13 protein-coding genes are annotated in these 11327 nt (G+C 39.2%); 1 reads left to right on the top strand and 12 read right to left on the bottom strand.

The window, feature by feature from the left end:
* Positions 1-52 precede the first annotated feature (52 nt).
* Positions 53-220 (top strand): hypothetical protein, encoded by a 168-nt coding sequence (locus U2718_RS05785; RefSeq protein ID WP_341995803.1) that lies wholly within the window; start codon positions 53-55, stop codon positions 218-220.
* A 284-nt stretch (positions 221-504) separates the two neighbouring features.
* On the opposite strand, the gene U2718_RS05780 is transcribed toward U2718_RS05785, so the two are convergent.
* The 12 genes from U2718_RS05780 to U2718_RS05725 form a co-directional block, all read right to left on the bottom strand.
* Positions 505-813 carry a hypothetical protein gene (locus U2718_RS05780; RefSeq protein ID WP_341995801.1) on the bottom strand — a complete coding sequence of 103 codons (309 nt, stop codon included), beginning with the start codon at positions 811-813 and terminating at the stop codon, positions 505-507.
* Between the two features lie 207 nt (positions 814-1020).
* Complete coding sequence (locus tag U2718_RS05775) at positions 1021-1560, bottom strand: universal stress protein (RefSeq protein WP_341995799.1); 540 nt, start codon at positions 1558-1560, stop codon at positions 1021-1023.
* Between the two features lie 328 nt (positions 1561-1888).
* A complete protein-coding gene (locus U2718_RS05770) occupies positions 1889-2398 on the bottom strand; it encodes a GNAT family N-acetyltransferase (RefSeq protein WP_341995797.1) in 510 nt (169 codons plus the stop codon).
* Positions 2399-2515: 117 nt separating this feature from the next.
* Complete coding sequence (gene surE / locus U2718_RS05765; protein ID WP_341995795.1) at positions 2516-3232, bottom strand: 5'/3'-nucleotidase SurE; 717 nt, start codon at positions 3230-3232, stop codon at positions 2516-2518.
* A gap of 193 nt (positions 3233-3425) precedes the next feature.
* Positions 3426-4847, bottom strand: coding sequence for a sensor histidine kinase (locus tag U2718_RS05760; protein WP_341995860.1), 1422 nt, complete (start codon positions 4845-4847; stop codon positions 3426-3428).
* Between the two features lie 82 nt (positions 4848-4929).
* On the bottom strand, positions 4930-5397 hold the full coding sequence (locus tag U2718_RS05755) for a DM13 domain-containing protein (RefSeq protein ID WP_341995793.1): 468 nt from the start codon (positions 5395-5397) through the stop codon (positions 4930-4932).
* A 304-nt stretch (positions 5398-5701) separates the two neighbouring features.
* Entirely contained in the window at positions 5702-7297 is a 1596-nt protein-coding gene (locus tag U2718_RS05750; protein WP_341995791.1) for a glycosyltransferase family 39 protein, read from the bottom strand.
* 262 nt (positions 7298-7559) lie between these two features.
* Complete coding sequence (locus U2718_RS05745) at positions 7560-8381, bottom strand: carbonic anhydrase (RefSeq protein ID WP_341995789.1); 822 nt, start codon at positions 8379-8381, stop codon at positions 7560-7562.
* Between the two features lie 178 nt (positions 8382-8559).
* Positions 8560-9207: a nucleotidyltransferase family protein gene (locus tag U2718_RS05740; RefSeq protein WP_341995787.1), complete on the bottom strand. Its 648-nt coding sequence runs from the start codon at positions 9205-9207 to the stop codon at positions 8560-8562.
* 16 nt (positions 9208-9223) lie between these two features.
* Positions 9224-9346: a hypothetical protein gene (locus U2718_RS05735; RefSeq protein WP_341995785.1), complete on the bottom strand. Its 123-nt coding sequence runs from the start codon at positions 9344-9346 to the stop codon at positions 9224-9226.
* Positions 9347-9743: 397 nt separating this feature from the next.
* Entirely contained in the window at positions 9744-10535 is a 792-nt protein-coding gene (locus tag U2718_RS05730; protein WP_341995783.1) for an MOSC domain-containing protein, read from the bottom strand.
* On the bottom strand, positions 10532-11128 hold the full coding sequence (locus U2718_RS05725; protein ID WP_341995781.1) for an XRE family transcriptional regulator: 597 nt from the start codon (positions 11126-11128) through the stop codon (positions 10532-10534). Before U2718_RS05725 ends, U2718_RS05730 begins: the two co-directional genes overlap by 4 nt.
* Between the last annotated feature and the right edge of the window lie 199 nt (positions 11129-11327).

Below are 11327 nucleotides of genomic sequence, written 5' to 3'. Positions count from 1 at the left end.
TTGTTATATTTCTTAAAATATTAAGGGTGGTGTTACAAAAACTGGTTCAGCTTTGATAAATCTCATTTGGAAAGAAAGCAGCAGGCATTGCTTTGCACGGGTTGCCCGCGTTGTAGCAACCGCTGTAGCAGAAGGCAGTCTCCATGAACCAAGTTTTGCCAGATATGAAAACCTCACCCCCTTACCCTTCTTTGAATCCGCAAACAGAGATATCCGATAGGACGAGGTGAGGTGAATTTTAAGTTAGAGGGCGCAAGGAAGAAATTTCGTCTGTTTGTAAAGCGAATGGTAAATGCTTGTTCAACTATTTCAAACTTCGGATCACAAGTAATCTGACAAGTGTTTTAACCCAAATTTACAAGCTAGGAACATATTTGGGCAAACCCATTGAATATCCAAGACAACATCTTTGATTTAGTTAGGTTGCCCAATCAAAGTTCGGTTTTCACCTGCATCTTACACTTGCATTTGACACCATTTGTTTAAGTTAGATACTTGTTTTTCTTAATGTTCTATCCAGCACAACAATCCTAGAGCTTGCTCGATTTGGGTTTTAAGTTTGCTGCTAGTAACTTTTAGTTTTAGTTCATCTTGTAACAAAACTTTGATAGTGTTGAATGCTGGAGGTAATCTTCTGGCTTCTGGAATTCCTAAAGGAGGAATCAAGGGATGGGTTTGTGTTGGTATTTGCCAAGAATCAGGAATAAGTTTAGTCTCAACTCTCAGACTAGGAGTTTCCCAGGGATCGGGAATGACTTGTTCTACAGGTAAGCTAGATTTTTGAGGTGGATTTCTAGATATATTCTTTAACATAACTTTTGCCTCTAAAACTATGTTTGTAGCGTCCACCTAAGCTTGTTTATAATAGTTATGAACAAGCTTACCCTTAATTCTATTTTAACAAGAATTGAGTGGTATAATTCTTGATGATAAGGTGTTTATGTTGTTCAATAAAAACCAACTTAATTTTTGATTAATTAGCCATTACCATGTCTGTAATAATCTAGACAATTAGTAATATTAGATGGATGGAGCTACTTCGCCTAACTGTGCAGCTTCGGTTTTACTTGCATTAACAGGACGCTGTACAGTCAAGACTGAACAAGAGGCATGGTGCAGAACGTAATTACTGACACTACCTAAAAATAACTCGAAAAGACCAGAGCGACCTCTATGCCCTATTACAATTAAGTCATATTTGCCATTACGGGCAAATTCACAGATGGTGCGCCCAGGGTTACCTAGTTGTTGAGTAAATTCAGTACTGACATCACTATTCGTTGCTTCTTCTGCAAGCGATCGCAACATCTCTAGTCCTTGATTAGCGAACTTTTCCCACTGCTTTTGCTGCATTTCTAAAATTTTGATACTCATTCCTAACCCCAAGTAGTATTCAGGGCTAGATAGTAAAGAAATATCTGGGCTTCCCTCTTCTTCTGACGATAGTACGTGTAATAATGTTAGGTTAGCTTGTACAGCCTTCGCTAAGGCTAATGCTTCCTCAAAAACACTCCTACCGATAATAGATGTATCTAATGCAACTAGTATTTTGTGAAACATATTAGTTTGCCTCCAAGCTATTTTACCGAATGCTAATAGCTTTCACTTATATTTATAAGAAAACAATTTGAGAAACTTGTGAAGGCACAGTACGGAGTTGAGAAAATTCTGAATTGCAATGTCAAAACACTGATTCAGTCATAAGAATATACTTTTTTAGAATAAAAACTAGATGTCTATCAGTTTCAAATCTAGCAATTAATATCAGATTTTTCGCCAAACAAAGGTATGCAATTATTAATATTGAAAGCAACTGCTCATTAAACATCAAATTTAAAGCAGCTGAGTTTCCGCAGAAATTTTAGTTAGAAGTATAAGAGGAAATAAATTAAACTGTTAAACGATACAATAAATGCGGTAAATCTGCGCGGATAATCTCAGAATTATATTGAAATCCTAACTTTTCCATAACTCTTTGGGAGGCTAGATTAGTTGTGAGAGTAAAGCAAATAACTTCCTGTAAATTTAGCACTTCAAAACAAATTTTTAAGATTTTTTCGCCCATTTCGGTAGCTAATCCTTTTCCCCAAAATTTAGTCATTAAAGCATAAGCCAATTCTACTTCTTTCTTACCTTCTATGTCGATATTACGAAGTCCGGCACGGCCAACAAACTGATTATTAACTTTATTCCGAAACACCCATAATCCGAATCCATAAAGCTGCCAATGATACAAGTTATTTAAAATAAAAAGTCGTGTTTCTTCATCAGAGCGAACACCACCTAAAGTTGCCATAACTTGTTTATCCCGGTGCATACGATGAAGTTCATTTAAATGTTGCAATTGCAGACGTTCAGCCGTCAGCCGAGGAGTAGTAAATGTTTCTATTAACTCCATATTATTTGACTACAGCAGTTTTTTATGAAAAGGCAAAGACTATTTTATATTGGTATGGTTAAACCCAGTCCACATTTGCGATCACGTGAAGTCTATTGCCTAACTAGGCTACTTAATTTAAACCCTTAACTGAGTGACTGCAATTTTACCTGCAAAACAGACATCAACATCGCTGCCAGGAGTGCGATCGCGCTCTTGATAAACGCCAACGTAATAAAATTCATCACCCTCAATCCGATAGTTAACGGGTAATGGTTTGGTACAAGGCTGGCAAAACACAACTTCTGGATCGGGTTCTCCTGGTAGTAGATGGGGTAAATTCACATTCCAGAAAGTTCCTGGTTCTAAAGGACGGTTAAGTAAGTCAGCTAAAATATTTTTAGTCCAGCGTGCAGCCACATCCCAATCAACATTCAGCTTACCTTTACGATAGTGAGAAACTGCAATTCCTGGAATACCATGCATGGCTGCTTCTCGCACGGCAGCGACAGTACCTGAGATGTAAGCATCTACTCCCAAGTTGCCACCCGCATTGATACCTGAAACTACAAATTGAATATTCTCGCAAATATGTGTGAGTGCGATTCTGACACAATCGGCGGGAGTGCCTGCAATTGCATATTCCGAATCTGAGCGACGGTGAACGTAAATAGGGCTAGTTGTGGTGACTTGATGAGCACAGCCTGATAAATGATCTTTGGGAGCAGCAATAATTACTGGGTAGCCCTCATGTACCAATTCCTGGTTGCTAGTGCTGAGATTATTAATAGCTTTCATTAGCGCCCTGATACCTGGGGCGTCGATACCATCATCATTAGTGAGAATTAGAGTCATAAGATTTAGTATAAGGCAAGAGTAGAAGTCAGAGGACAGATGGCAGAAGGTAAAAGACTGTTTCTTTTTGCCAGCCATCCAGGAATTAGCATTTTATCTTTAAAATCTCAAAGATAAAATAATTAACCACAGAGGCACAGGGAAAACAGAGGTAAAAAAAAGAGAAAATTACCTGTATGAATGTGGCCTATTCTCAGTAGTGAAGCTGTAAAGTCACTGTAAACACGCTGCCTTCACCCAAGCGCGATCGCACTAATACACTCCCACCCATTCCTTCTACCAATGTTTTGACAATTGACAAGCCCAAACCAGTGCCACCAGTAGCATGATTGCGAGATTCATCTACGCGATAGAATCTCTCAAAAATCCTTGATTGGTATTGTAAAGGAATGCCGTCACCTTGATCGCAGACTTGAATTATTGCTTCTTGCCCCTGCTGGCTTAACTTGATGAGAATTGGTGTATCAGGTGCAGAATATTTAACAGCGTTATCAATTAAATTTAATAGTACTTGTTTGAGACGGTTGCGATCTGCTTTCACTTGAATGAGATTGCTTGCTTCGATATTGATAACTCTTTCACTATACTGTTCTGCCATCCCCACTAATTCGGTTACCAAGTCATTCAGCATACACGGCTGAATGTGAAAATGTAAATAACCGCTATCTGCTCGTGCCAAATCCAGCAAATCTTGTAGCAGGCGAATAGTATGTTCTGTTTCCGATGCCGCAGTTGCCAAGGCTTCTTTTTGCATTTCTGTTAAGTTATGCTGCCGTCGTAAAACACTTTGCAAGTAGCCATGTACTATCGTCAACGGCGTGCGTAACTCATGGGAAACATTACTCACAAATTGTCGCTCTTGCTCCCAAGATTGGGAAAGACGAGATAGCATCATGTTGAAAGTTTGAGCTAATTCTTTAACCTCCTTAGGCGCATTATCTAGATGCAGTTGTGTTTGTGGTAAATCTTGGGCAGAAATCACAGCTGTCATCTGATTAAGTTGGCGTAGAGGCTGTAAAGAACGCTGAACATAAAATGCGATCACTCCCGAAATCACTACAATGATCAACAAACTGGCAATCCCCATACTCCGTGTGATCGCCAAAAACATTACCTGTTCGCGGGTAATATCTTGAACTACAAACAAATTCCCCAGATCCTTACCTTGCACTTGTAAAGAGTTGCCACACAAAATAAAGTAGCGCTGGTTAATTTGATGAATTTGTGGATTAAGCGGCATCTCGGCTAAAGACATTAACTGAGTTAGTCTAGCGTCAGATAAATTATCGGCAGTTGTTGATGTCGCCAAAATTGTGCGATCAGGACTTTTTACCCACAAAAAAATATTTGTAGAAGTTAAATTATTAATTGCTTTTTGCACACCAGTTTCTGGCGGCATCATTTCACTATATAGTTCCACATCACGCGGAAATCTTGTGGCAAGATGTTCTATATTTTGCTTGTGACTGTTAATTAAGATTTTCTGCATTTCCCAGCTAGCCCAGATAGCAATGCTACCAATACCTAAAGCTGAAACTACAGCAATCCCAACTGTTAAGCGTAATCTTAACGAACAGGCATCAATTTTCCTCCAAATTTTGGTAATCTCATTCACTATGAGCTTTGGTAGAGTGAGTAATGTGATCGGCACAAGTAAATTGTCTCAATGCCGATGCACAGGAAAAAATTCCAGCTAATTATAAGGTATAAGGTGCATATCCAAAAGTAGCATTGAATGCACGACACCAAACTGCCACCGATTTAAAGTCCTCCAGTTTCACATTACTAGGAATAGCATAGCGCTGAGTAGCACTCGTTTTTTGCAAACGAGCAATTCTGAGGTAATCTTTTTCTTTGATACCAGATACTGGCACTGTACTATTTCGATAAAGAATAACAAATAAGTCAGGGCCTCGGTTAGTATTAAAATTCTGATCAAATTCTAGATAACGCTGTCCTTTTTCTGTTACAAATTTAATCATCCCCTGAGTTAGTGTTTCCGCGGATTTAAACACACCAGATTTGGCAGCAGATGTTGTGTTTTGTGCAGTTACATCAACTGCTGGTGTAGTTTCAGGATTTGTCTGATTAGAGCTTACCTGTTTTGTACAGCCTACTACTAAAAGAGTAGCGATGCCAAGAATTATAAAATGTTTGAGTTGCATAATTTTTAAGTAATAAAAGAAAGCTATTTAATACGCTTGGTGATAAGTCCACAGGTTAAAACCTATCAAAAGTAGGCTTAGTACACTGCAAATAGCCGCCTACAGGGGGTTTATGTATAGTAGCATTCTTTAGGATAAAAGCTACCGTTAACTGAACAGTATTAAACTATAATTCCAATTTAAATCTTGCAGGTATTCTCAAAATTAATTTAAGCTGAGAATTAGATGAAAGTTTCTGCAATTTTTTCTAAATTGTTTTAATTATGTCTCTTAACGTATTTGTGAAGGAATTGCTTTGTATTTTTTATCTTCTCACTCTTATTAATTTCCAAAGTGAAGAATACTTGTCTTTGTAAACAATTTGAGTCTTTAACTTATATTTATTTTCTATTCTCTTTCTTAAACTTGGTGAAGGGTTAAATAAAAATACATTGCTGACACTTTGAGGAATTTTGGGGATATTTTTATCTTTCACTAACTGAAAGCGAACTTGTGGTTCAACAAGATAGCTAAGAGAAAATAAATTTCCATAATTATTTTCAAAATCATCACTAATCAAAAGTGAGCGAGAAGATTGATTGATAATTTTGGCAACTTGTGGATTGCCATAGCTCACAAATTTACTCCACCAAGTCTCTGTTTGAGAACTAACAGTAAAAGATATTACTCCCATACTAATCAATAGTACCAAAATAATTTGCCAGATTTGTCTTCGTAATAAATGACCATTATATAGTTGTACAGAAAACAGGTAAGCAGTGCTGATTTGAATTCCTAAACAAGAAGGTATTAAATACGCTTGTTCTATTGAACTTATTCCTCCAAAGATGAAAGCTGGAAGTAGTAAAGGCAATACTGGGACAGCTATTAAGCTAATAATAAATAATGATGTTTTCTCGTGCGTTGTACGCCAAATAAAATAAATGGCATATCCAGTTATAGCTAAAAATATTAATGTAAATAAATAGGTAAATGGATTATTCAAATTAAAATTTAAATCAAAGAAAATACGATTTACTTGAATGAGCCAAGATAAAATTAAAGTTATAGGTGATAGAGAATTACTTAGCTGTGAGGAAGATTGGAATCGGAATAAATTAGCAAGGACAACTATAAACCAAGGCGTAAATAGTAAAAATGCGATACCCGAAGATAGTAGATAGGCTCTGGCTGTCTGATTCCGAAAAAATTTTGTAGTTGCAATCACATAAGTACCATGAGCGACTGCTACAAATCCACTTAATAAAAAAGTATAAAGACTGAAAGCCAAAGTAACTGTATAAATTCCCCAATTATAGACGCGAGATTCTTCTATTTGTCGTGGTGATTCTAATCGTAAAGCTCGCAGTAGGGCAGCACTGGACAATAAAATACTGACAATCCAAAGAATGTATGCTTGTCCTTCCTGGGCATAGATGAGGTGAATAGGAGAGATAGCGATGAGTGCGATCGCTATACCAGGTAGCGACAAAGGTACTTTAAATAATTCTCGGCATAGCCAATAAATGCCAGGGAAGACGAATAAGCTAATAATGGCAGATAAACTTCTGACTGCCGTTACTGAATTACCAAAAATTTGCACCCAAAAACGAGCGATTAAGTAATACATTGGCGGATACTGAGGAGCATCTTCAACCAATGTCTTAATCGTGTCGTTGAAGCCTTTTTGAGGATTAAGATACAGGAATTTAGCAAAAGTTTCTTTAGAAATTACCCGCCCATTAAAAAGTTGCTGTTTTACTTGTGCATCTGTGTAACCAGCAATTCGTAATGAAGTATAAATTTCGTTATGGGAGTAAACTTTGCCATTCAAATTTACAAAGCGAAAAAATATACCAACCACCAACACCACAATCACTAAAATCTGCAACCACCTGGGAGCGAGTACAAGACGCCTCATAATCAAGTTTGTCCACAAGTTGTCTAAAAGTCATCTAGTTAGATGAATTAACTAGATAAAGTGCATTTTGTATCGCCGCTTGAATTTGATGGAGGAGTTGCTTTGGTATCTTAAGCTGATATTACAGGAAATTGCATTTCTCCTCGTTCCTAAAGGAAAAATATGGAACGAGAAATCAACGCGTAACACATTGGCAAATGATGCGATCGCCAATTTAGTAGAGGCGATTCAAACGTCTTACTTACATCCCCTATTTAAGCTCTCAATTTGCCTGATTAGATCCTCGATAAATTCGCTCTATCTGCTCTGGAGAAAGCCGTGTCATTGGAAATCGCTCATGTGCAGAAATGGTTAGTTCCTGAGGAGGTTCAATTTCGCTTTGCTGAGTTTGCTCAGAACGAATCGCTACATCACAAGTTGGAAACTGGTTGAGCAGTTTCTCATCTGTTTCTAATTCTGAAAGCTGGCTTTGGGGTAAGACGTAGGCGTGCCGATGCGGATCGTATGCTAAAACTTCTCCTGTCTCAATGTGATAAATCCAAGCATAAATGCTAAGTTGTCCCTGATACAGCTTAGAATGAATGACTGGATAGGTTCGTAAATTTTCAATTTGCGTCAGTACATTTTCGGCGATCATAATTTCTAGCAGTTCTTCTCCTTGATAATGGCCGTAGTGATCTAGAACCAGTCTTCGGGTTGCTTCTGCATATTTGAGCCAATCATGCACGAGCGGCATTTCCTCTCGCAAACGGTTTAACTTCATTAGCCCTTTCATTGCACCACAATGAGAGTGTCCGCAGATAATAATTTGCTGAATATCTAAAGCTTGAACAGCATATTCAATTGTGGCACCCTCACCACCATTAGTTGCTCCAAATGGCGGAATAATGTTACCAGCATTGCGGATGACAAATAATTCACCTATCTGGGCTTGTGTAATCAGATTTGGATCGACACGCGAATCAGAACAGGTAATAAACAATACCCTTGGTTTTTGACCGTGAGAAAGTTGCTCAAACAGTTCTTGATGCGTTGAAAAGTAGCTAGCTTTGAATTCACGCAGACCTTTAATTAATTTCTTCATCACCAACTTCCACAAATAGTCGTGGGTTTAATTTGTATAATCTGAGCAAGCAGATTTAAGCAGTACAGAGGATTTATCTTCTATGCTTTTATATAGTAGACGTTAATTGAGAAACAATTCCTTAATCATAAAACCTTATAGTAACCTTATAGTAGATTCTTATGGCCAAAAATATTATTTACTTTTCTAACAGATCCGTACAATGCTGCTCCTGCAATTGCTCGTAGTCTTGTGGTGTATCAATATCAATTGCGCCTAAAGGAAAGGGAATACAGAACACTTCGCTCAAGTGTTTCTCAATCAAATATTTGGCACCAACTGTTTCTCTCAAGGCTGCTAGTTCTGAAAAAAATTTGTGGCTAAATAAAGCAGGTACACCGAATGTCTCAGCATAATGAGAAGCGATGATGGATTTTCCTGTGGAAGAATATGTTGTAACTAAGTTATTAATAATTTCAGGAGAAAGAAATGGTTGATCGCAAACAGCAATAATTGCTGCATCTATACTGTTAGAATACTTGGAAAGCGATACAATTCCGCTCTTGATGGAACTACTCATTCCCAATTCCCATTCCGCGTTTTCAATCACCTCAATACTAGTTTGGTTGACTTGAGCGCGTATCTGTTGGAAATTTGCTCCCAAAACTACTATTACAGGCTTGCAAACTGAGGCGATCGCACTCTCAGTAGCGCGGTTAAGTAAGCTACGTCCTTGGTAAGTTAGGAGTTGTTTAGGTACACCCATCCGAGTTGACGCCCCTGCTGCTAAGAGAATAATAGCAACATTTGGTTTGGCAATTTCTACTTGTGGATCGGTGATTGTCATTTTTCCAATTCCTAAATCAGATTGATACTCGCATTTTCATCCCGCCTGATAACTCGCGGGAATAGCTTTGCTCAAAATCCTGCAATCCTACTTGTGCGATCGCCTGCTTCACCAACATCAGAGAATCTTTCTTGGGCATTCCCACTCACTCAAGGGTAAGCGGACATTTTCCCTAACATTTGCCCAAGGCATAAGTGTAGCATCTTGAAAGACAAAAGCCAGTTTTCGATCTTGCGGAGCTAAACTCCAGTCAATCCTACCAGAACTCATACTCCCAAGCCCAGAATGATACGCAGCACCGTACTTCTGCCGCACCCAGAAGCACTAACTATACTGACAAATTCCGACTCTTGCACAACCAAACTCAAGTCTATTTAAATTCATAAAGGCTCTGCGCCCCTCCGCGCTAACTCTGCGTACCTCTGCGTTTAAAAAAGCTACGAATTAATGCAAAGCTGTACTTAGTTAAGTCAAAAATAGTATAGGAGGGTGAGAACCCCTACCTTGTTTCCAACAGGAGGAGATGTCAATGGTAGCTACAGGATTTTGACTTGATCACCAATAGCGATCGCTTTCCCCTCCTCTGAAGCAGGTACGCGTGTGTTGATTGCGAGGCGATAAAAGTGATTGAAGCGCGATCGCTCTGCCCATTCAGGTAAAGTCTGTTGCCGTTTCACGACAAAGGTTTTTTGAAAATTTGGGTAAGCTTCTCCTGTTTGGGAGTCGCGGGTGACGACAACGCAGCGTTGACAGGGATTTACACCCATGAATTTTACGTTTCCGATTTGGAAGTCAACAGTCTGCTCTGCTTTTGCAAACAGATGATCTTCCCAAAAAGCAGGCACACCAGAAATTTCAATATTAGCGCGGAAACGTAAACGCACCTCTTCCACATCAATGCCGGGATACCATGAAGCGATGGTTTCTAGTGTCGCTGTACTAATTATGGTGGGGCCTGATGCAACAGTATCATCTGGAAATCCCATGTCGAGATTTTGCCTAATCTGCACCGGAAAACCAAAATACTCACCTAACCAATTTTCCAGTGCTTTGCGTTCTTTTTCGATGTGAAATGTGGCTATATCCTTTGTTCTTTGCACAAACAAAGAGATGATGTTGGTTTCGAGATTGAACTGAGAGCGCAAAGCATGAACGCGCTGATTGCGTTTGCCATTGACGAAATGCCCTGATTCATCGAAGATAGCGAACTCGCGATCGCCCTTGAGCGCACCAGTTTTGAGAACAGTCACACGCTCAACGCTAACTCTATCCAGAGATTTGATGGGATAGATGAACAATCTGGAAACATAAGGAATTACGTCTGTCATAGATAGCTCCTAAGTAAAGCGTGAGAGGCTTCACAAGAAACCAATAGAATTTCTGTATCCCGATCGCCCAAAGCATCCAAACGATGAGAAATTCCAGCATCGAAATGCGCGGCATCAAAAGGTTGAAGAATATGTTCTTCCTCTCCCAGAGTTAGGCGCAACTCACCAGAGAGAACGTAGAGCCACTCTTCACCTCCATGCTGGTAGAGGCATTCGTTCTGCCTTTGAGCGGGAATCGTAACATGAATTGGATGCAGATTAGCCAAACTCCCCTTATTTGAAAGCAAACGGTACAGCAACCCATTTCCCTCATAGACATTCGCATCAACTGAACGCACTACAACCGCACTGCTTGGAGGTTCAACTTCAAACAAAGCAGCCATTGAAGTGTGATACGTGCGGGCAAGCTCAAACAACACAGCAAGGGAGGGTTGGCGATCGCCACTTTCGATCCGTGATAGATAGGCTTCTGACAAATTTGTCCGTCTAGCTAGTTCTCCAAGAGTCCATCCTCTTTGAGTTCTCAGGAAACGCAATCGGCTTCCTAGCCTAACCAAGTCAGATTGCAGGAGAGTTTTATTATTGTTAACCATGCAATCAGTATATATCGATTTATTGCCTTATGGGCAAGATTATTTTTATTTAATTGCCCTATAGGCAAAACATTGTGTGATACAAAATCCGGTGTATAAATCCCCTTTTTGTGTAGCCCGTGCAGACGGGCTTAGTTTGTATAGCCCCAGGCTTCTAGCCTGTGGGGTAAGAGGGGGTATAAATGCGGATTTGGTAACT

The sequence above is a fragment of the Chlorogloeopsis sp. ULAP02 genome (genome assembly GCF_038404745.2).
Classification (GTDB): domain Bacteria; phylum Cyanobacteriota; class Cyanobacteriia; order Cyanobacteriales; family Nostocaceae; genus Chlorogloeopsis.
The sequence above is the reverse complement of the archived record's forward strand: the minus strand, read 5'-3'. Positions and strand labels throughout refer to the sequence as shown.